We start from the raw sequence: 19,763 nt of genomic DNA on the forward strand, positions 1-19,763 counted from the left end.
GATACTTGCCTAGACTGAATCCCAATCAGCTACGCCCCGCGTCCCGCTTCGTTTTTAAGGCCTTTTGCATGTCCGATCCTCGCTACCAGGTCGATGTCAGTGTCGTTACCCACTATCTGGCAGACCAATCGCAACCCGAGCACGAGCGCTTTGCCTTCGCCTACACCATCACCGTGCAGAACAATGGCGAGCAACCGGCCCGCCTGATGTCGCGCCACTGGGTGATCACCGATGGCGACGGGCATGTCGAAGAAGTGCGCGGCGCCGGCGTGGTCGGCCAGCAACCGTTGATCGGCGCCGGTAAAAGCCACACCTACAGCAGTGGCACGGTGATGACCACCAAGGTCGGTACCATGCAGGGCACTTACGAAATGGTCGCCGACGACGGCAAGCATTTCGATGCGATCATCAAGCCCTTCCGCCTCGCCGTTCCCGGAGCCCTGCACTGATGGCGACCTATGCCGTCGGCGACCTGCAAGGCTGCCTCGAACCGCTCAAATGCCTGCTCAAGCAGGTGGCGTTCGACCCGGCTCTGGATCGCCTGTGGCTGGTGGGTGATCTGGTCAACCGAGGCCCCCAATCGCTGGAAACCCTGCGCTTCCTTTATGGCATGCGCGACTCGCTGGTCTGCGTACTCGGTAATCACGACCTGCACTTGCTGGCAGCGGCGAAGAACATCGAGCGCATGAAGAAGTCCGACACGCTGCGTGAAATCCTTGAAGCGCCGGACTGCGCCGAACTGATGGAATGGCTGCGCCAGCAGAAACTCATGCACTACGACGAACAACGCGAAGTGGCCATGGTGCACGCGGGCATCCCGCCGCAATGGTCACTGCGCAAGGCGCTCAAGCACGCTGAAGAAGTCGAGACCGCGCTGCGTGACGACAACCTGCTTCCACCCTTCCTCGACGGCATGTACGGCAACGAGCCGGCAAAATGGGACAGCGACCTCAAAGGCGTGACACGCCTGCGGGTCATCACCAATTACTTTACCCGCATGCGTTTCTGCACCGCCGAAGGCAAGCTCGACCTCAAGAGCAAGGAAGGCCTGGACACCGCGCCGCCGGGCTACAAGCCCTGGTTCCAGCACAAGGAACGCAAGACCCGTGGCCTGCGGATCATTTTCGGTCACTGGGCGGCGCTGGAAGGCAACGTTCACGAGCCCGGCATCTCGGCCCTCGACACCGGTTGCGTATGGGGCGGCAGCCTGACCCTGATGAATGTCGACAGCGGTGAACGCCTGTCATGCAAATGCGACGAGCATGGGGCCGTACTGCCCAGCGTCGCGCCACTGATCACCGAATCTTCTCCCGTCAGCGCCCCGCGCTAGACTGCGTTTTCAGCCGAGCCACAGGAGCCCGCCATGAGCGAATTCAAACGTATCCCCCCGGAACAGGCCCAGGCCCTGCGCGAGCAAGGTGCCGTGGTCGTCGACGTCCGTGATCCGGCAACATTTGCCGCACTGCACATCAGCGGCTCGAAGCATCTGGATAATCATTCCCTCCATGCTTTCATCCAGGGCGCCGACCTCGATGCACCCACCGTCGTGGTCTGCTACCACGGCAACTCGAGCCAGGGTGCTGCGGCGTACCTCGTGAGCCAGGGCTTCTCCGACGTCTACAGCATGGACGGCGGCTTCGAACTGTGGCGTACGACTTTTCCTGCGGAAACCGCGCAAGGCACCTCCGAATAATTTTTTTGTAACGTGCAGGCCCCGGCTCCCGCGGGCTTGCGCGGTGGCAGACGAACGGTCTGCCACAACTAATTACGTATCTCGCCTTTACCTCCCGAATTCCCAACTATCCTTAAGCCCAGGCCATCCAAAACAGGGGAGAGCCGGTACACCGGCGCACGGGTCATCGGGAGTGACTTTCGCGATTGTCGATCGCGAAAGTGTTCTGGGGGGTAAACAACAGCTGCCATCGCAGCTGCTTGCCAGCATCGACTGAGTGATCCGGCGTCGGCTCCACGTATCGAGCGAGGTGACGTCATGAGTATCTTTAGCCACTTCCAACAACGCTTCGAGTCCACACGCCAGGAAGAATTCTCCCTGCAGGAGTACCTGGAACTGTGCAAAAAGGATCGCAGTGCCTACGTTTCCGCCGCCGAGCGTCTATTGCTGGCCATCGGCGAACCGGAACTGCTCGACACCTCGACCAACTCGAGACTGTCGCGCATCTTTTCCAACAAGGTGATCCGTCGCTATCCGGCCTTTGAAGACTTCCACGGGATGGAAGAATGCATCGACCAGATCGTGTCGTATTTCCGTCATGCCGCTCAGGGCCTGGAAGAGAAGAAACAGATCCTCTATCTGCTCGGCCCTGTCGGCGGCGGCAAGTCGTCCCTGGCCGAGAAGCTGAAACAGCTCATCGAAAAAGTGCCCTTCTATGCGATCAAGGGCTCGCCGGTATTCGAATCGCCACTGGGTCTGTTCAACGCCACCGAAGATGGCGCGATCCTCGAAGAAGACTTCGGCATTCCACGGCGCTACCTGAACACCATCATGTCGCCATGGGCCACCAAGCGCCTGGCCGAATTCGGCGGCGACATCAGCCAGTTCCGTGTGGTCAAACTGTACCCGTCGATCCTCAACCAGATCGCCGTGGCCAAGACCGAACCGGGTGACGAAAACAACCAGGACATCTCCGCGCTGGTGGGCAAGGTCGATATCCGCAAACTCGAAGAATTCCCGCAGAACGACGCCGACGCCTACAGCTACTCCGGTGCGCTGTGCCGGGCCAACCAGGGCCTGATGGAATTCGTCGAGATGTTCAAGGCACCGATCAAGGTGCTCCACCCATTGCTGACCGCCACCCAGGAAGGCAACTACAACAGTACCGAAGGCCTTGGCGCGATTCCGTTCACCGGGATCCTGCTGGCCCACTCCAACGAATCGGAGTGGCACACCTTCCGCAACAACAAGAACAACGAAGCCTTCATCGACCGGATCTACATCGTCAAGGTGCCGTACTGCCTGCGTGTGAGTGACGAGGTGAAGATCTACGACAAGTTGCTGTTCAACAGCTCCCTGGCCAAGGCGCATTGCGCGCCGGACACCTTGAAGATGCTGGCGCAGTTCACCGTGCTGTCACGCCTGAAAGAGCCGGAAAACTCCAACATCTACTCCAAGATGCGGGTGTATGACGGCGAAAACCTCAAGGACACCGATCCGAAGGCCAAGTCGATCCAGGAATACCGCGATGCGGCAGGTGTCGACGAAGGCATGAACGGCCTGTCGACCCGGTTCGCGTTCAAGATCCTGTCCAAGGTCTTCAACTTCGATCCCCATGAAATCGCTGCCAACCCGGTGCACCTGCTCTATGTGCTGGAACAGCAGATCGAACAGGAACAATTCCAGGCCGAGACCCGCGAGCGCTATCTGCGCTACCTGAAAGAGTACCTGGCACCGCGTTATATCGAATTCATCGGCAAGGAGATCCAGACCGCCTACCTCGAGTCTTACAGCGAGTACGGCCAGAACATCTTCGACCGCTACGTGCTGTATGCGGACTTCTGGATTCAGGATCAGGAATACCGCGATCCGGAAACCGGCGAGATCCTCAACCGCGTCGCCCTCAACGAGGAGCTGGAAAAAATCGAGAAACCGGCCGGCATCAGCAATCCGAAGGATTTCCGCAACGAAATCGTCAACTTCGTGCTGCGCGCCCGGGCCAACAACAACGGCAAGAACCCGACCTGGCTCAGCTACGAAAAACTGCGGGTGGTCATCGAGAAGAAAATGTTCTCGAACACCGAAGACCTGCTGCCAGTCATCAGCTTCAACGCCAAGGCCAGCAAAGAGGATCAACAGAAGCACAACGACTTCGTTACACGAATGGTCGAACGCGGCTACACCGACAAACAGGTACGACTGCTCTCCGAGTGGTACCTGCGGGTCAGAAAATCACAGTAAACCGCGGCCGGTCAGACCGGTTGTCGTCAGCCCGAGGCCTGTGCGCGCATTTTCTGCTACACAGGCCTCTGGAAGGTGTTCGAAAGGCGGTAGCGAGGTTCAGGCAGCACCCAAAGCGCTTGGGGGAGCGTGTACGTCCCTTGGCATTCGGTTCAATGCTGCATGACCGCTCGCCCCTTTGCAGGACAGCTTCTAAGGAGCAGTCATGAGCTATGTGATCGACCGACGTCTCAATGGCAAGAACAAGAGCACGGTGAACCGTCAGCGCTTCCTGCGGCGTTACCGTGACCACATCAAGAAGGCTGTCGAAGAGGCGGTCAGCCGGCGTTCCATCACCGATATGGAACACGGCGAGCAGATCAGCATTCCCGGTCGCGATATCGACGAACCGGTGCTTCACCATGGTCGCGGCGGCAAGCAGACCGTGGTTCACCCCGGCAACAAGGAATTCACCGCTGGCGAACACATCGCCCGTCCGCCGGGAGGCGGCGGAGGCCGAGGGCCGGGCAAGGCCGGCAACTCCGGCGAAGGCATGGACGAGTTCGTCTTCCAGATCACCCAGGAAGAATTCCTCGAATTCATGTTCGAGGACCTCGAACTGCCCAACCTGGTCAAGCGCAACCTGACCGGCACCGACACCTTCAAGACCGTACGTGCGGGGATCAGCAACGAGGGCAACCCGTCGCGGATCAACATCATCCGTACCCTGCGTTCGGCCCACGCCCGGCGCATTGCGCTCTCGGGCAGCAGCCGCGCCAAACTGCGCGAGGTCAAAGAGGAACTGGCGCGACTCAAACGCGAAGAACCCGACAACTTCGGCGACATTCAGGATCTCGAGGCGGAAATCGAGAAACTAAGTGCGCGTATACATCGGGTGCCGTTCCTCGATACTTTCGACCTCAAGTACAACCTGCTGATCAAGCAGCCAAACCCCAGCTCGAAGGCCGTGATGTTCTGCCTGATGGACGTCTCCGGCTCCATGACCCAGGCGACCAAGGACATCGCCAAGCGGTTTTTCATCCTGTTGTACCTGTTCCTCAAGCGGAACTACGACAAGATCGACGTGGTGTTCATCCGCCACCACACCAGCGCCCGTGAAGTGGACGAAGAGGAGTTTTTCTATTCCCGCGAAACCGGCGGCACCATCGTTTCCAGCGCCCTGAAACTGATGCAGGAGATCATGGCCGAGCGCTATCCGAGCAATGAATGGAACATCTACGCCGCGCAGGCTTCCGACGGCGACAACTGGAACGACGACTCGCCGATCTGCCGCGACATCCTGATCAACCAGATCATGCCTTTTGTGCAGTACTACACTTACGTGGAGATCACCCCGCGCGAACATCAGGCCTTGTGGTACGAGTACGAACGCATCGCCGAAGCCTTTTCCGACACTTTTGCCCAGCAGCAACTGGTCTCGGCCGGGGATATCTATCCGGTCTTCCGTGAACTCTTCCAGCGCAGGTTAGTGACATGACCGCCAAGACCGCCAAAGAGCAGAAGCGCCAACCCATTTCCACAGGCTCGGAATGGACTTTCGAGCTGATCCAGACGTACGACCGTGAAATCGCCCGTATCGCGGCCCGTTATGCTTTGGATACCTACCCCAACCAGATCGAAGTGATTACCGCCGAGCAGATGATGGACGCCTACGCTTCGGTTGGCATGCCGCTGGGCTATCACCATTGGTCCTACGGCAAGCACTTCCTCAGCACTGAGAAATCCTACAGCCGCGGGCAGATGGGGCTGGCGTACGAGATCGTGATCAACTCGGACCCGTGCATCGCGTACCTGATGGAAGAAAACACCATCTGCATGCAGGCACTGGTGGTTGCGCATGCCTGCTACGGCCACAACAGTTTCTTCAAGGGCAACTATCTGTTCCGCACCTGGACCGATGCCAGTTCGATCATCGATTACCTGGTGTTCGCCAAGCAGTACATCATGCAGTGCGAGGAGCGCCACGGGATTGATGCCGTAGAGGATCTGCTCGATTCCTGCCACGCCCTGATGAACTACGGTGTCGACCGCTACAAACGTCCGTACCCGATTTCCGCCGAGGAAGAGCGGCGTCGGCAGAAGGATCGCGAAGAACACCTGCAGAAGCAGATCAACGACCTGTGGCGCACCATTCCCAAAGGCGCAGACAAGTACAGCGACAAGGACAACGCACGCTTTCCGGCCGAGCCACAGGAAAACATCCTGTATTTCATCGAGAAGCACGCGCCATTGCTGGAGCCTTGGCAGCGCGAGATCGTGCGGATCGTGCGCAAGATCGCCCAGTATTTCTATCCACAGCGCCAGACCCAGGTGATGAACGAAGGCTGGGCGACGTTCTGGCACTACACGCTGATGAACGACCTGTACGACGAAGGCCTGGTGACCGACGGCTTCATGATGGAGTTCCTGACGTCCCACACCAGCGTGGTGTTCCAGCCGGGGTTCGACAGCCCTTATTACAACGGCATCAACCCATACGCACTGGGCTTTGCGATGTATCGCGACATCCGTCGCATGTGCGAAGAGCCTACGGAAGAAGACCGCCGCTGGTTCCCGGAAATCGCCGGCAGCGACTGGCTGTCGACCATCAAGTTCGCCATGAGCAGCTTCAAGGATGAGAGCTTCATCCTGCAGTACCTGTCACCCAAGGTGATCCGCGACCTGAAACTGTTCAGCATTCTCGATGACGACCAGAAGGACGATCTGCTGGTGCCTGCGATCCATGACGAGGGCGGCTACAGGATCATTCGCGAAACGCTCGCAGCGCAATACAACCTCGGCAATCGCGAACCGAACGTGCAGATCTACAGCATCGACCGCCGCGGCGACCGCTCGCTGACTCTTCGCCACCAGCAACACGACCGCAAACCGCTGGGCGATTCCACCGAGGAGGTCCTGAAACACCTGCACCGGTTGTGGGGCTTCGACATTCATTTGGAAACCCTGCAAGGCGACCAGATCATGAAGACCCATCACGTTCCGCCTCGTAGCGAACACAGCGAGGGGGATTACGGTCGACTCGACCTGGCCGTCATTCATCTTTGATCCCGTTCAGGCCTCCGAAAGTCCGGCGCAAGAGTTATCCTGTCGGGCCAACGGAGGTTTTTTATGCAGATTTACAAGGTCGGCGGTGCGGTACGTGATCGCCTGCTGGGCAACCCGGTCACCGATATCGATTGGGTGGTGGTCGGCGCGACCACAGAAGAAATGCTCGCCAAGGGGTTTCGCCCGGTCGGCGCGGACTTCCCGGTTTTTCTTCACCCGAAAAGCGGCGAGGAGTACGCCCTCGCCCGCACCGAGCGCAAGAGCGGTCGCGGTTATGGTGGTTTCACCTTTCACGCCAGCCCCGAGGTCACACTTGAAGAAGACCTGATCCGCCGTGACCTTACGATCAACGCCATGGCTGAGGATGATCAGCAAAATCTGACCGACCCCTACCACGGCCAGCGCGATCTCGAAGAACGGATTCTGCGCCACGTTTCCCCCGCGTTTGCCGAAGATCCGCTCAGGGTTCTGCGCGTTGCGCGCTTTGCTGCCCGCTACGCGGAGCTTGGTTTCAAGGTGGCGCCCGAGACATTGGAGCTGATGCGTCAGCTCAGCGAATCGGGTGAGCTGGAAGCCCTTACGGCCGAACGCAGTTGGAAAGAGATTTCCCGCGCACTGATGGAAGATCAGCCCCAGGTTTTCATTCAGGTGCTGCGCGATTGCGGCGCCTTGAAGGTGCTGATGCCAGAGGTCGATGCCTTGTTCGGCGTGCCGCAACCGGAAGCCCATCACCCGGAAATCGACAGCGGCATCCACACCCTGAGCGTGCTTGAGCAGTCAGCCCTGCACAAGCAGCCGTTGACCGTGCGCTGGGCCTGCCTGCTGCACGACCTCGGCAAAGGCCTTACTCCAGAGGAGGAATGGCCACGACACATCGCCCATGAGCACAAAGGCCTGAAGTTGATCAAAGCGGTCAACGAGCGCTTCAAGGCACCGAAGGACTGTCAGGAACTGGCCTTGCTGGTCGGCCAATATCACACCCACGGGCATCGCGCCCTGGAGCTGAAGGCTTCGACCTTGCTCGAGTTGCTGCAAAGCTTTGACGTTTACCGTCGGCCACAGCGTTTCGAAGAGTTCATCGTCGCGTGCGAGATGGATGCCCGAGGCCGCAAAGGGCTTGAGCAGCGCAGTTATCCACAGGCGGATTACCTGCGCGGCGCGGCCAATGTGGCGCGCGGCGTGGCAGTGCAGCCGTTGCTGGAGAAGGGATTCAAAGGCCCGGAACTGGGCGAGGCACTCAAGCGCGAACGGCTCAAGGCGCTGAAGGTTTACAAGGAATCGGCGGCGTCCTGAAAACATTTGATCCGCCCTCGCCAGGGCGGATCAAACCGTTCAAGCCAGACCTGAAGGCGTGAGCTGAGTACCGCGCCATTCAAATCCGACCGGTGCCAGCACCTGATCGATCTGCGCTTCGGCCCACAATGTGGCAAAGCTTTTTCCTACACCGGGATGTACCCGATCCGGCGCAATCAAAGACAGCGGCCACAGCACAAAGGCATTTTTCAGGATTTCCGCCCGGGGCAGGATCAGCCCGTCGAAGTTGCCGGCCAGATCGCCGTACAGCAACACGTCGATATCCAGCGGCAAGCCCTTGCGATCCGGCGCATAGCGACCGTTGTCCGCTTCAATGAACTTCAAGCGGCGATCCAACTCGATCAACGGCAGATCGGTGAACGCCGACACCACGAAGTTGAAGAACGGCCCGCTCTTGATTCCCACCGGCTGGCTTTCGAACACAGGCGAACAGCGGATATCCACCAGAAACGTGGACAAGGCATCCAGACCGGCCTGCAAATGGGTTTCGCGCTCGATATTGCTACCGAGCCCGAGATAGATCTGGGTCAGCGGCATCCGCGCTCGATCTCCACACCCACACCACCCTTGGCGGCCGGCACGGCACCTGGCTTGGTCAGCTTCAGGCGCACCCAGGTGATCTTGAATTCATTCATCAGCACTTCAACCAGACGTTCGGCGAAGGTCTCGACCAGTTGATACCGGGATTGCTCGGCAAAGGCCTGGATCCGTGTGGACACACTGGCGTAATCGAGCGCCAGGGTCAGGTCGTCACCGGCGGCGGCCGGGCGATTGTCCCAGGCGAAGCTCAAATCAAGACGCAGGCACTGTCGGATGCCGCGCTCCCAGTCGTAGGCACCGATCACGGTGTCGACTTCCAGGCCCTCGATAAACACTCTGTCCAAGCACTTTTCTCCGCTGCACGACAAGGGCGCAATGCGCCGTTAGAATCAGGGCGTCCTCGCCCGGAATAGTTAGCATGTTTTGGTTACTGGCGATCCTCGCCTACCTGCTCGGCTCTCTGTCCTTCGCCATTTTGCTCAGCCGCCTGACCGGGAATCCGGATCCGCGAATGAGTGGCTCGGGTAATGCCGGCGCCACCAACATGCTGCGCCTGGCCGGACGCAAACTCGCGACCCTGACCCTGCTGGGTGATCTGTGCAAAGGCCTGTTGCCGGTGCTGATCGCTTCGGCAATGGGCCTTTCGCTGCAGGATCAGGCGTGGATCGGCGTCTGCGCCGTGATCGGTCACCTGTTCCCGTTGTACTTCCGCTTTCGCGGTGGCAAGGGCGTTGCCACGGCGGCCGGCATGCTGCTGGGCCTGTATCCACCCGCTGCGCTGCTGGCCGTGTGCGCCTGGCTGCTGACGTTCTACCTGACCCGCACCAGCTCACTGGCAGCGTTGATCGCCACTCCGCTGACCCTACCGTTGCTGGCATGGCAGGAACCGGCAGCGCTGTTGCCGATGAGCACGCTGACACTGCTGATCGTCTGGCGCCACCGGGGCAATCTACGCGACCTGTTCGCCGGGCGCGAACGGCATTTTTAAATACCGCACGTGAGCGCCACTCATCACAGCGCCGACAACTGCTCCATCGGCCAGCGCGCCTGCACGCTGATCGCCAGGCTTTCCTGCTGGCCGGCCTGCAAACGCTGGCAGCCGGCAAACGCAATCATTGCGCCGTTATCGGTGCAAAACTCGGGACGGGCATAGAACACATCGCCCTTCATGTCGCCGAGCATCTTCTCCAGCGAAACACGCAGCGCCCTGTTGGCACTGACGCCTCCGGCGATCACCAGACGCTTCATGCCGGCCTGCTTCAGGGCACGCTTGCACTTGATGGTCAAAGTCTCCACCACGGCCTGCTGGAACGCCAGCGCGATGTCGCAACGGGCTTGCTCGCTGTCGTCCCCGGCGCTGACGCATTGCTGCCAGGTGTTGAGGGCGAAGGTCTTCAGGCCGCTGAAGCTGAAATCCAGACCCGGGCGATCACACATCGGACGCGGGAAGGTGAAACGTCCTGCGACACCCTTCTCTGCCAGCTTGGCGATTTCCGGTCCGCCCGGATAATTCAGGCCCATCATTTTTGCAGTCTTGTCGAAAGCTTCGCCCGCGGCATCGTCCAGCGTTTCACCGAGCAGGCTGTATTGGCCGATGCCATCGACCTGAACCAGCTGCGTATGACCACCAGAGACCAACAAAGCGACGAACGGGAATTCCGGCGGTTTTGGCTCCAGCATCGGCGCCAGCAAGTGGCCTTCCATGTGATGCACGCCGAGCGCCGGGATGCCCCAGGCAAACGCCAGCGCCTGGGCGCATGAGGCCCCCACCAGCAGCGCCCCGACCAGGCCGGGACCCGCGGTGTAGGCGATGGCGTCGATCTCGGTCGGCACGCAGCCGGCTTCGGCCAGCACCTGACGGATCAAAGGCAGCATGCGCTTGACGTGATCGCGCGAGGCCAGCTCCGGTACCACGCCGCCATAGACGCGGTGCAGGTCGATCTGACTGAACAACGCGTCGGCCAGCAGGCCGCGCTCACTGTCGTATAAAGCGACGCCGGTTTCGTCGCAGGAAGTTTCTAATCCCAGTACTAGCATGGGTTTGCGCCTTGTTTAGGCTGAATTCGAAGGCGCGCATAATAGTCGCCGCGTGATGCCCCGACCAGCGGTTTTCGATCAGAGGCTTTGCATTCCGAGCGATGAGGGGTTAACATCCGCAACCCTTAAAAACCGACGTCTTCAAGTGCTCTTTTGCCGCGAGGATGTTGACCCCGGTAATGAATGAAGGTAGCTCTGGATGCCAGCCGTCAAAGTTAAAGAGAACGAACCCTTCGACGTAGCTCTGCGTCGTTTCAAGCGCTCCTGCGAAAAAGCCGGTGTACTGGCTGAAGTTCGTAGCCGCGAATTTTACGAGAAGCCAACTTCTGAGCGTAAGCGCAAGGCAGCTGCTGCTGTTAAGCGTCACGCCAAGAAAGTTCAGCGCGAACAGCGCCGCGCCGTTCGTCTGTACTAATACACAGACGATCGTAGCAAGCTTCTGCCAAGCCCGGCCCTCAGCCGGGCTAATGGCATTTGCGTAAAACGCTTGATGCTTCACCGTCGAAGCCGCAGATGCGACCGAGACAAACCCGCTTCACCGCGTCAGGCCTGGCTCTTTTGCCAGCGGTGCACGTCTTTTCTGACGAGCCTTTCAAGGCTACTGACGAGCACACCCACTGATTCCTCTTACGACGATCAGCCCAAGGCACCTGCTTGCGTGCCCGCTTCATGAGCTATCCGAGGCCGATTGCCGGCCGTCAGCGGATTCAGCGCAACATTTTCGAATAGTCGAAGACTGATGAGTACTAACGTCAGTGGATTTTCGGCAGATACACTTCCCGACAGCGATTACGCAAACGACACCGGTCGAGCCGCACCACGTGCGCGCATCACTCAATGACCCGCGTCCGGCAGACTTTCGCATCGGATCCATTACAGCGCAGACGAGAACGCCATGGCCGGGCTGATTCCCCAGAGCTTCATTGACGACCTTCTGAACCGCACCGACATCGTCGACGTGGTCAGCTCGCGCGTGCAATTGAAGAAGGCCGGTAAAAACTACACCGCCTGCTGCCCGTTCCATAAAGAGAAGACCCCGTCATTCAGCGTCAGCCCCGACAAGCAGTTCTATTACTGCTTCGGCTGCGGCGCCGGCGGCAACGCCCTCGGCTTTCTCATGGATCACGACAATCTGGACTTCCCCCAGGCCGTCGAAGATCTGGCCAAGGCCGCCGGCATGGAAGTGCCGCGAGAAGAAGGCGGCCGCTCGAACAAGCCGCGCCAGCCGACCGATTCACCGCTGTACCCGCTGCTCACTGCCGCTGCCGACTTTTACCGGCAGGCGCTCAAGAGCCACCCGGCACGCAAGGCAGCAGTGGATTACCTCAAGGGTCGTGGCCTGACCGGCGAAATCGCCCGGGACTTCGGTCTCGGATTCGCACCGCCGGGCTGGGACAACCTGTTCAAACACTTGAGCAGCGACACCTTGCAGCAGAAAGCCATGATCGACGCCGGCCTGCTGATCGAGAACGCCGAAACCGGTAAACGCTATGACCGCTTCCGCGATCGCGTGATGTTCCCGATCCGCGACACCCGTGGACGGATCATTGCTTTCGGCGGTCGAGTGCTCGGCGACGACAAGCCAAAGTACCTGAACTCGCCGGAAACCCCGGTCTTCCATAAAGGCCAGGAACTCTACGGCCTGTACGAAGCCCGCAAGAACAATCGCAACCTCGACGAAATCATCGTCGTCGAAGGCTATATGGATGTCATCGCTCTAGCCCAGCAAGGCCTGCGCAATGCCGTCGCGACACTCGGCACCGCCACCAGCGAAGAACACCTCAAGCGTCTGTTTCGCGTAGTGCCGAACGTACTGTTTTGCTTTGACGGCGACCAGGCTGGCCGCAATGCCGCCTGGCGCGCACTCGAAGCCACACTGCCCTGCCTGCAGGACGGGCGCCGTGCACGCTTTCTGTTTCTGCCTGAAGGCGAAGACCCGGATACGTTGATTCGCGCCGAAGGCACAGACGCCTTCCGCGCCCGGATCAATCAGCACGCACAGCCGCTGGCGGACTACTTCTTCCAGCAACTGACCGAAGAAGCCGACCCGCGTTCGCTGGAGGGCAAGGCCCACATGGCCACCCTCGCAGCACCATTGATCGACAAGGTCCCAGGCGCCAATCTGCGCATCCTGATGCGCCAGCGCCTGACCGAGATCACCGGTCTGAGCAGCGAAAGCGTCAGCCAGCTGGCCCAGAGCGCTCCTCAGGAAGCACCGCCGGCCTATGACCCGGGCATCGATTACGACGCCATGCCGGACTACAGCGACTACCATCAGCCGCAGGCACAGGACATGTATGTGCCGCAGCAGGAATGGACGCCGAAAAAAACCGGCGCCGGCGGCAAGAAATGGGACAAGAAACCGTGGGACAAAAATGGCAAGCGTGGCGGTGATCGCGATCAGCCGCGTGCCCCACGCGTGCCGGCCGCCGTCGAACCTCCGACCCTGGCCGCTCTGAGAACCTTGCTGCATCACCCGCAACTGGCGGAAAAGGTCGAGGACGCCGGGCACTTCGCGGACGAGAACCAGACCAACGCACAGCTGCTGGTGGCACTGCTCGAAGCCGTGCAGAAGAATCCCAAGCTAAACTCATTTCAGTTGATCGCGCGATGGCACGGAACCGAACAGGGTCGCCTGCTCAAGGCGCTGGCGGAAAAGGAATGGCTGATTGACGGAGACAACCTTGAACAACAGTTTTTCGACACCATTACTAGCTTGTCAGCCCGCCAACGCGAGCGAAACCTGGAACAACTGCTCAGGAAAGCGCGTCAAAGCGAACTGAGCGCCGAAGAGAAAAATCAACTGCGCGACCTTTTAAGTCGCAATGTTTCCGCATCAAACCCGACCTCAACTGGCGCGTGAGGTCATAGCTCAGGTATAATCCTCGGCTTGTTTTTTGCCCGCCAAGACCTTCAGTGGATAGGGTGTTATGTCCGGAAAAGCGCAACAGCAGTCTCGTATTATTGAGTTGATCAAACTGGGTCGTGAGCAGAAGTATCTGACTTACGCCGAGGTCAACGACCACCTGCCCGAGGATATTTCAGATCCGGAGCAGGTGGAAGACATCATCCGCATGATTAACGACATGGGGATCCCCGTACACGAGAGTGCTCCGGATGCGGACGCCCTTATGCTGGCCGACGCCGATACCGACGAGGCCGCTGCGGAAGAAGCAGCCGCTGCGTTGGCGGCGGTGGAGACCGATATCGGTCGCACCACTGACCCGGTGCGCATGTACATGCGTGAAATGGGTACGGTCGAGCTTCTGACTCGTGAAGGCGAAATCGAAATCGCCAAGCGTATCGAAGAAGGCATCCGTGAAGTGATGAGCGCCATCGCGCACTTCCCTGGCACGGTTGACCATATTCTCTCCGAGTACACTCGCGTCACCACCGAAGGTGGTCGCCTGTCCGACGTTCTGAGCGGTTACATCGACCCGGATGACGGCATTGCGCCGCCTGCCGCCGAAGTACCACCGCCGATCGACGCGAAAGCGGCGAAAGCGGATGACGACTCCGAGGACGATGACGCCGAAGCTTCCGATGACGAAGAAGAAGCCGAAAGCGGTCCGGATCCGGTCATTGCCGCACAGCGCTTCGGTGCTGTCTCCGACCAGATGGAAATCACCCGCAAGGCCCTGAAAAAGCACGGTCGTCACAACAAGGCGGCAATTGCCGAACTGTTGGCTCTGGCTGAGCTGTTCATGCCGATCAAACTGGTGCCGAAGCAATTCGAAGCACTGGTCGAGCGTGTTCGCAGTGCCCTGGATCGTCTGCGTCAGCAAGAGCGCGCGATCATGCAACTGTGCGTACGTGATGCACGTATGCCACGCGCCGATTTCCTGCGTCAGTTCCCGGGCAACGAAGTCGACGAAAGCTGGTCCGACGCCTTGGCCAAAGGCAAGAGCAAGTACGCCGAAGCCATTGCCCGCGTGCAACCGGACATCATCCGTTGCCAGCAGAAGCTGACCGCGCTGGAAACCGAGACCGGCCTGACCATCGCCGAGATCAAGGACATCAACCGTCGCATGTCGATCGGTGAGGCGAAAGCCCGCCGCGCGAAGAAAGAGATGGTTGAAGCGAACTTGCGTCTGGTGATCTCCATCGCCAAGAAGTACACCAACCGTGGCCTGCAATTCCTCGATCTGATCCAGGAAGGCAACATCGGTCTGATGAAAGCGGTGGACAAGTTCGAATACCGTCGTGGTTACAAGTTCTCGACTTATGCCACCTGGTGGATCCGTCAGGCGATCACTCGCTCGATCGCCGACCAGGCCCGCACCATCCGTATTCCGGTGCACATGATCGAGACGATCAACAAGCTCAACCGCATTTCCCGCCAGATGTTGCAGGAAATGGGTCGCGAACCGACCCCGGAAGAGCTGGGTGAACGCATGGAAATGCCTGAGGACAAGATCCGCAAGGTATTGAAGATCGCCAAAGAGCCGATCTCCATGGAAACCCCGATCGGTGATGACGAAGACTCCCATCTGGGTGACTTCATCGAAGACTCGACCATGCAGTCGCCAATCGATGTCGCCACTGTTGAGAGCCTGAAAGAAGCGACCCGCGAAGTGCTGTCCGGCCTTACTGCCCGTGAAGCCAAGGTACTGCGCATGCGTTTCGGTATCGACATGAACACCGACCATACGCTCGAAGAAGTCGGCAAACAGTTTGACGTGACCCGTGAGCGGATCCGTCAGATCGAAGCCAAGGCGCTGCGCAAGCTGCGCCACCCGACGCGAAGCGAGCATCTGCGCTCCTTCCTCGACGAGTGATACCAGAACCCCCGGCCCAGGCCGGGGGTTTTGTTTTTAGCGCAGATTAAATACCTCGCACCGCCCTCCCCCCGCGCACAGCCCGTCTACACTCGAAACATTCCCCCGAGCCATAACGAGACCGTTATGCCCAGACTGGCGTCCGTGCTTTTTTTGCTGTCACTGATGATCTGGACCGCAACGGCTGACGCGCTGACTCTGACCGATGAAGAACGTCGCTGGCTGGCGGCTCACCCGGACTTGCGCCTGGGTGTGGATGCGTCGTGGCCGCCCTTCGAGTTCCGCGACGACCAGAACCGCTATCAGGGTCTGGCAGCGGACTATATCGATGTGATTCGCCAGCGCCTGGCGATCAAACTCACCCCCATCGAGCCGGTGAGCTGGACCGTGGTGCTCGAACAGGCGAAAAACGGCACGATCGACCTGCTGCCGGGCATCATGTCCACCCCGGAACGCCAGAGTTACCTGTCATTCACCCGCCCTTATCTGGACTTTCCGATCGTCATCCTCGCCCACGTCGGCGGCCCGCAGCCGCGCAAGCTTGAGGATCTTTACGGCCTGAAAATCGCCGTGGTCGAAAACTACGCCCCCCACGAGCTGCTGCGCACCCATCACCCCGACCTGAATCTGGTGGCAATGCCCAACGTCAGCTCAGCATTGCAGGCACTGGCCACCGATGAAGTCGACGCAGTGGTCGGCGACCTGGCCTCCAGTGTCTGGAGCCTGCGGCAGCTCAAACTGGATGGTTTGTATGTCAGCGGCGAGACCCCTTATCGCTACCAGCTGGCGATGGGCGTCCCCCGGGACAACAAAATGCTGGTGGGGATTCTCGACAAGGTGCTGGCCGACATGTCCCCGGAGGAAATCAGCAGCATTCAGGAGCACTGGGTCGGCAACGTCCTCGATCACCGGACATTCTGGTCGGATCTGCTGGTTTACGGTTTACCGGGGCTATCGCTTCTGGTCATCGTCCTGGCAGTGGTGATCCGCATCAACCGGCGCCTGAGCTCGGAAATCGCCCGACGCATCGACCTTGAACAGGAACTGCGCAGCAGCGAATACCACTATCGCGGGCTGGTGGAGAGTCTCTCAGCCATCGCCTGGGAAGCGCGGATCAGCGATTTCACCTACAGCTATGTTTCGCCCCACGCCGAGGATCTGCTCGGCTATCCGCTGTCCCATTGGCTGATTCCAGGCTTTTGGCGCAACATCATTCACCCTGCCGATCTGACTCGTGCCCAGAGCTTCTGCGATCACGAAGTGCTGGCCGGGCGCGATCACAGTCTCGATTACCGCGTCATCACCGCAGACGGCCGTTGCTTGTGGGTACGCGACATCGTCAGCCTGATCGAACACGGCCACGAACCGGTGATGCGCGGCCTGATGATCGACATCAGCGAAACCAAACGCACCGAAGAGGCGTTGCGCCTGTCGGAACAGAAATTCGCTTCGGTATTCCAGCAATGCCCGGACATTCTGGTGATCGCCCGGCTATCCGACGGCTGCCTGCTGGAGGTCAACGAAGCCTTTGAAGAACAGATCGGGCTCAAGGCCGAAGAAGTGATTGGCCAGACCGCCACCGAACTCAACATCTGGGGCATTCCAGGGGTTGGCCCGGGCCTGCTTCAGCGCCTGCAAGCCGGCAGCATTCGCAACCTGGAGATGCCCTTTCGTCGCAACAATGGCCAGGTGTTTACCGGGCTGATTTCCGCCGAGCCCTTCGAGCTCGACACCACACCGGCGCTGGTCGTGGTGGTGCGCGACATTACCCAGCTCAAGGAAACCCAACAGCAACTGCAAACCTCAGAAGAAAAGTTCGCCAAGGCCTTCCACGCCTCGCCAGACGGCCTGCTGTTGTCGCGCCAGAGCGATGGCCTGCTGCTGGAGGTCAACGAAGGTTTCAGTCGTATCACCGGTTTCAACAGCGCGATGTCGGTGGATCGCTCGGCGCTGGACCTGGGAATCTGGGTCAACCTCAACGAACGCAAGCAAATGCTCGACCTGCTGCACCGCGACGGTTTTGTCCGCGATTTCAGCTGCCACATCCGCCGCAGCGACGGGCAGATCCGCCTCTGCGAAGTGTCCAGCCGTCCGCTGCCGATCGGCGACGAAGATTGCATGCTGACCATCGCCCGGGACATCACCGAACGCCACCTGATGCAGGAAAAACTGCAACAGGCTGCGACCGTGTTCGAGAGTACTGCCGAAGGCGTGCTGATCACCGACACCCAGCAACACATCAGCGCCGTGAACCGGGCGTTCACCGAAATCACCGGTTACAGCGAAAGCGAAGCGCTCGGTCACACTCCGCGCCTGCTTGCGTCCGGCCTGCACGACAGCGCGTTCTACGCGGCGATGTGGCATCAATTGACCGACGAAGGCCACTGGCAGGGCGAAATCTCCAACCGGCGCAAAAATGGCGAGCTGTACCCGAGCTGGCTGACCATCAGTGCCGTGCGCAACCGCGACAAGTTCATCACTCACTTCGTTGCGGTGTTCGCCGATATCTCCAGCCTCAAGCACGCCCAGGCCAAGCTCGACTATCAGGCGCATCACGACCCGCTCACCGGCCTGCCAAACCGCACGCTGTTCGAAAGTCGCCTGCTGATGGCACTCAACAGTCAGCAGGAAAACGGCGGTCAGGGCGCAGTGCTGTTCCTCGACCTCGACCGTTTCAAGCACATCAACGACAGCCTCGGTCACCCGGTCGGCGATTTGCTGCTCAAGGGCATCGCCGTGCGCCTCAAGGAGCAACTGCGCGATATCGACACCGTTGCGCGGCTGGGGGGCGACGAATTCATCATTCTGCTACCTGGCCTGCAGCAGCCCGGCGATGCCGACAACATTGCCACCAAACTGCTGAACTGCTTTGGCGCACCGTTCCAGGCCGGTGAGCATGAGTTCTTCATCAGCGCCAGCATCGGCACCAGCCTTTACCCGCGCGACGGCTGCGATGTCGCGACCCTGATCAAGAACGCGGACGCAGCGATGTACCGCTCCAAGGCCAAGGGCCGCAACCGGGTCGAAAGCTACACCCGCGACCTCACCGCGCAGGCCAGCGAGCGTGTGGCGCTGGAGCACGAACTTCGCCGGGCCATTGAGCGCGAGGAGCTGTACCTCTATTACCAACCGAAAATCAGCCTCGACGATCACAGCCTGGTCGGCGCCGAAGCCCTGATCCGCTGGCGTCATCCGAATTTCGGCGATGTGCCGCCTGAGCACTTCATCCCGCTGGCGGAAGAGAACGGGATGATTCTGCAAATCGGCGACTGGGTGCTGGAAACCGCCTGCCGGCAGATGTTCGAGTGGGGCCAGATCTACGAATCCCTCGGCCCGCTGTCGGTGAACCTCGCCGGCGCACAACTGCGCCAGCCGAACCTGCTGGGACGCATCGAGCAACTGCTCAAGGACAACCGCCTGCGACCGGAATTACTGCAACTGGAAATTACCGAAAACTTCATCATGAGCCAGGCTGAAGAAGCGCTGGCGGTGCTGCATCAGCTCAAACACCTGGGCGTGCAACTGGCCATCGACGACTTCGGCACCGGTTATTCCTCGCTGAGTTACCTCAAGCGCCTGCCTCTGGACATCCTCAAGATCGACCAGTCTTTCGTTCGCGGACTGCCCGACGACCCGCACGACGCGGCGATCGTCCGCGCCATCATCGCCCTGGGCCGCAGCATGCAATTCACCGTGATCGCCGAAGGCGTGGAAACCCAGGCCCAGCAACAATTCCTCGCCGCCGAAGGCTGTGAACAGATCCAGGGCTACATCGTCAGCCTGCCGCTGCCACCAGAAGAGTTTGCCGCGACGTTTCTTCGCATAGCCGTATCAGATTTTTCGGATAGCACAGCCGAGAAACCGTCGCTATAATCCGCGGCCTACTGAGGGCCTATAGCTCAGTTGGTTAGAGCAGAGGACTCATAATCCTTTGGTCCACGGTTCAAGTCCGTGTGGGCCCACCAAACATGAAAAAGCCGCGCTTATGTGCGGCTTTTTCGTTTCTGTCTTTCCCGCCACGAGGCCGTCGTCCCATCTCCCTTCAAAGCGTGTGACTTCTGAAAGCGTAAACAGGGCTTGCCTCATGCCCGTCTAAATCGACAACTAACCATTTCGTTACACCATATGTCCTGGCA

The 19,763-nt window shown here is 59.7% G+C and carries 15 protein-coding genes and 1 tRNA gene; 13 read left to right on the top strand and 3 right to left on the bottom strand.

Annotated features, from left to right (window positions below):
- Nucleotides 1-68 precede the first annotated feature (68 nt).
- From apaG to CAF74_RS12775, 7 genes are all read left to right on the top strand, one after another.
- Entirely contained in the window at nucleotides 69-449 is a 381-nt protein-coding gene (gene apaG / locus CAF74_RS12745; RefSeq protein WP_064380341.1) for a Co2+/Mg2+ efflux protein ApaG, read from the top strand.
- The gene (locus CAF74_RS12750) at nucleotides 449-1,330 is read left to right on the top strand and encodes a symmetrical bis(5'-nucleosyl)-tetraphosphatase (protein ID WP_085746590.1); all 882 of its coding nucleotides are present in this window, start codon (nucleotides 449-451) and stop codon (nucleotides 1,328-1,330) included. The genes apaG and CAF74_RS12750 overlap by 1 nt, the downstream gene beginning before the upstream one ends.
- Nucleotides 1,331-1,363: 33 nt before the next feature.
- Nucleotides 1,364-1,693, top strand: a complete 330-nt coding sequence (glpE, locus tag CAF74_RS12755; protein ID WP_085746591.1) for a thiosulfate sulfurtransferase GlpE — start codon at nucleotides 1,364-1,366, stop codon at nucleotides 1,691-1,693.
- Between the two features lie 297 nt (nucleotides 1,694-1,990).
- Entirely contained in the window at nucleotides 1,991-3,913 is a 1,923-nt protein-coding gene (locus CAF74_RS12760; protein ID WP_007959909.1) for a PrkA family serine protein kinase, read from the top strand.
- Nucleotides 3,914-4,118: 205 nt separating this feature from the next.
- Nucleotides 4,119-5,390: a YeaH/YhbH family protein gene (locus CAF74_RS12765; protein ID WP_007959907.1), complete on the top strand. Its 1,272-nt coding sequence runs from the start codon at nucleotides 4,119-4,121 to the stop codon at nucleotides 5,388-5,390.
- On the top strand, nucleotides 5,387-6,958 hold the full coding sequence (locus CAF74_RS12770; RefSeq protein WP_011336213.1) for a SpoVR family protein: 1,572 nt from the start codon (nucleotides 5,387-5,389) through the stop codon (nucleotides 6,956-6,958). The genes CAF74_RS12765 and CAF74_RS12770 overlap by 4 nt, the downstream gene beginning before the upstream one ends.
- A 63-nt stretch (nucleotides 6,959-7,021) precedes the next feature.
- Nucleotides 7,022-8,251, top strand: coding sequence for a multifunctional CCA addition/repair protein (locus tag CAF74_RS12775; RefSeq protein ID WP_085746592.1), 1,230 nt, complete (start codon nucleotides 7,022-7,024; stop codon nucleotides 8,249-8,251).
- 39 nt (nucleotides 8,252-8,290) lie between these two features.
- On the opposite strand, the gene folK is transcribed toward CAF74_RS12775, so the two are convergent.
- Both folK and folB read right to left on the bottom strand, forming a co-directional pair.
- The gene (gene folK, locus CAF74_RS12780) at nucleotides 8,291-8,809 is read right to left on the bottom strand and encodes a 2-amino-4-hydroxy-6-hydroxymethyldihydropteridine diphosphokinase (RefSeq protein ID WP_039768074.1); all 519 of its coding nucleotides are present in this window, start codon (nucleotides 8,807-8,809) and stop codon (nucleotides 8,291-8,293) included.
- Nucleotides 8,800-9,156 carry a dihydroneopterin aldolase gene (gene folB / locus CAF74_RS12785; RefSeq protein WP_085697719.1) on the bottom strand — a complete coding sequence of 119 codons (357 nt, stop codon included), beginning with the start codon at nucleotides 9,154-9,156 and terminating at the stop codon, nucleotides 8,800-8,802. The genes folK and folB overlap by 10 nt, the downstream gene beginning before the upstream one ends.
- A 74-nt stretch (nucleotides 9,157-9,230) precedes the next feature.
- Between folB and plsY the strand changes: the two genes are divergently transcribed.
- The gene (gene plsY / locus CAF74_RS12790) at nucleotides 9,231-9,800 is read left to right on the top strand and encodes a glycerol-3-phosphate 1-O-acyltransferase PlsY (protein ID WP_085746593.1); all 570 of its coding nucleotides are present in this window, start codon (nucleotides 9,231-9,233) and stop codon (nucleotides 9,798-9,800) included.
- 23 nt (nucleotides 9,801-9,823) lie between these two features.
- On the opposite strand, the gene tsaD is transcribed toward plsY, so the two are convergent.
- Nucleotides 9,824-10,849, bottom strand: a complete 1,026-nt coding sequence (gene tsaD / locus CAF74_RS12795) for a tRNA (adenosine(37)-N6)-threonylcarbamoyltransferase complex transferase subunit TsaD (RefSeq protein ID WP_085746594.1) — start codon at nucleotides 10,847-10,849, stop codon at nucleotides 9,824-9,826.
- 199 nt (nucleotides 10,850-11,048) lie between these two features.
- On the opposite strand from tsaD, the gene rpsU reads away from it, so the two are divergent.
- The 5 genes from rpsU to CAF74_RS12820 all read left to right on the top strand — a co-directional run bounded on the left by rpsU (nucleotide 11,049) and on the right by CAF74_RS12820 (nucleotide 19,592).
- Nucleotides 11,049-11,264, top strand: a complete 216-nt coding sequence (gene rpsU / locus CAF74_RS12800; protein ID WP_002551877.1) for a 30S ribosomal protein S21 — start codon at nucleotides 11,049-11,051, stop codon at nucleotides 11,262-11,264.
- Nucleotides 11,265-11,744: 480 nt separating this feature from the next.
- Nucleotides 11,745-13,712 carry a DNA primase gene (gene dnaG, locus CAF74_RS12805; protein WP_085746595.1) on the top strand — a complete coding sequence of 656 codons (1,968 nt, stop codon included), beginning with the start codon at nucleotides 11,745-11,747 and terminating at the stop codon, nucleotides 13,710-13,712.
- A 67-nt stretch (nucleotides 13,713-13,779) separates the two neighbouring features.
- The gene (gene rpoD, locus CAF74_RS12810) at nucleotides 13,780-15,627 is read left to right on the top strand and encodes an RNA polymerase sigma factor RpoD (protein ID WP_085746596.1); all 1,848 of its coding nucleotides are present in this window, start codon (nucleotides 13,780-13,782) and stop codon (nucleotides 15,625-15,627) included.
- Nucleotides 15,628-15,753: 126 nt separating this feature from the next.
- Nucleotides 15,754-19,500 (top strand): bifunctional diguanylate cyclase/phosphodiesterase, encoded by a 3,747-nt coding sequence (locus CAF74_RS12815; protein WP_085746597.1) that lies wholly within the window; start codon nucleotides 15,754-15,756, stop codon nucleotides 19,498-19,500.
- A gap of 15 nt (nucleotides 19,501-19,515) precedes the next feature.
- Nucleotides 19,516-19,592 (top strand) — tRNA-Ile (locus CAF74_RS12820).
- The last annotated feature ends 171 nt before the right edge of the window (nucleotides 19,593-19,763 follow it).

The organism is Pseudomonas sp. R45(2017), from assembly GCF_002112305.1.
GTDB classification, from domain to species: Bacteria; Pseudomonadota; Gammaproteobacteria; order Pseudomonadales; family Pseudomonadaceae; genus Aquipseudomonas; species Aquipseudomonas paraglycinae.

Coding starts and splice junctions, on each gene's coding strand:
- apaG (WP_064380341.1), top strand. CDS start 69: ATGTCCGATCCTCGCTACCAGGTCGATGTCAGTGTCGTTACCCACTAT.
- CAF74_RS12750 (WP_085746590.1), top strand. CDS start 449: ATGGCGACCTATGCCGTCGGCGACCTGCAAGGCTGCCTCGAACCGCTC.
- glpE (WP_085746591.1), top strand. CDS start 1,364: ATGAGCGAATTCAAACGTATCCCCCCGGAACAGGCCCAGGCCCTGCGC.
- CAF74_RS12760 (WP_007959909.1), top strand. CDS start 1,991: ATGAGTATCTTTAGCCACTTCCAACAACGCTTCGAGTCCACACGCCAG.
- CAF74_RS12765 (WP_007959907.1), top strand. CDS start 4,119: ATGAGCTATGTGATCGACCGACGTCTCAATGGCAAGAACAAGAGCACG.
- CAF74_RS12770 (WP_011336213.1), top strand. CDS start 5,387: ATGACCGCCAAGACCGCCAAAGAGCAGAAGCGCCAACCCATTTCCACA.
- CAF74_RS12775 (WP_085746592.1), top strand. CDS start 7,022: ATGCAGATTTACAAGGTCGGCGGTGCGGTACGTGATCGCCTGCTGGGC.
- folK (WP_039768074.1), bottom strand. CDS start 8,809: ATGCCGCTGACCCAGATCTATCTCGGGCTCGGTAGCAATATCGAGCGC.
- plsY (WP_085746593.1), top strand. CDS start 9,231: ATGTTTTGGTTACTGGCGATCCTCGCCTACCTGCTCGGCTCTCTGTCC.
- tsaD (WP_085746594.1), bottom strand. CDS start 10,849: ATGCTAGTACTGGGATTAGAAACTTCCTGCGACGAAACCGGCGTCGCT.
- rpsU (WP_002551877.1), top strand. CDS start 11,049: ATGCCAGCCGTCAAAGTTAAAGAGAACGAACCCTTCGACGTAGCTCTG.
- dnaG (WP_085746595.1), top strand. CDS start 11,745: ATGGCCGGGCTGATTCCCCAGAGCTTCATTGACGACCTTCTGAACCGC.
- rpoD (WP_085746596.1), top strand. CDS start 13,780: ATGTCCGGAAAAGCGCAACAGCAGTCTCGTATTATTGAGTTGATCAAA.
- CAF74_RS12815 (WP_085746597.1), top strand. CDS start 15,754: ATGCCCAGACTGGCGTCCGTGCTTTTTTTGCTGTCACTGATGATCTGG.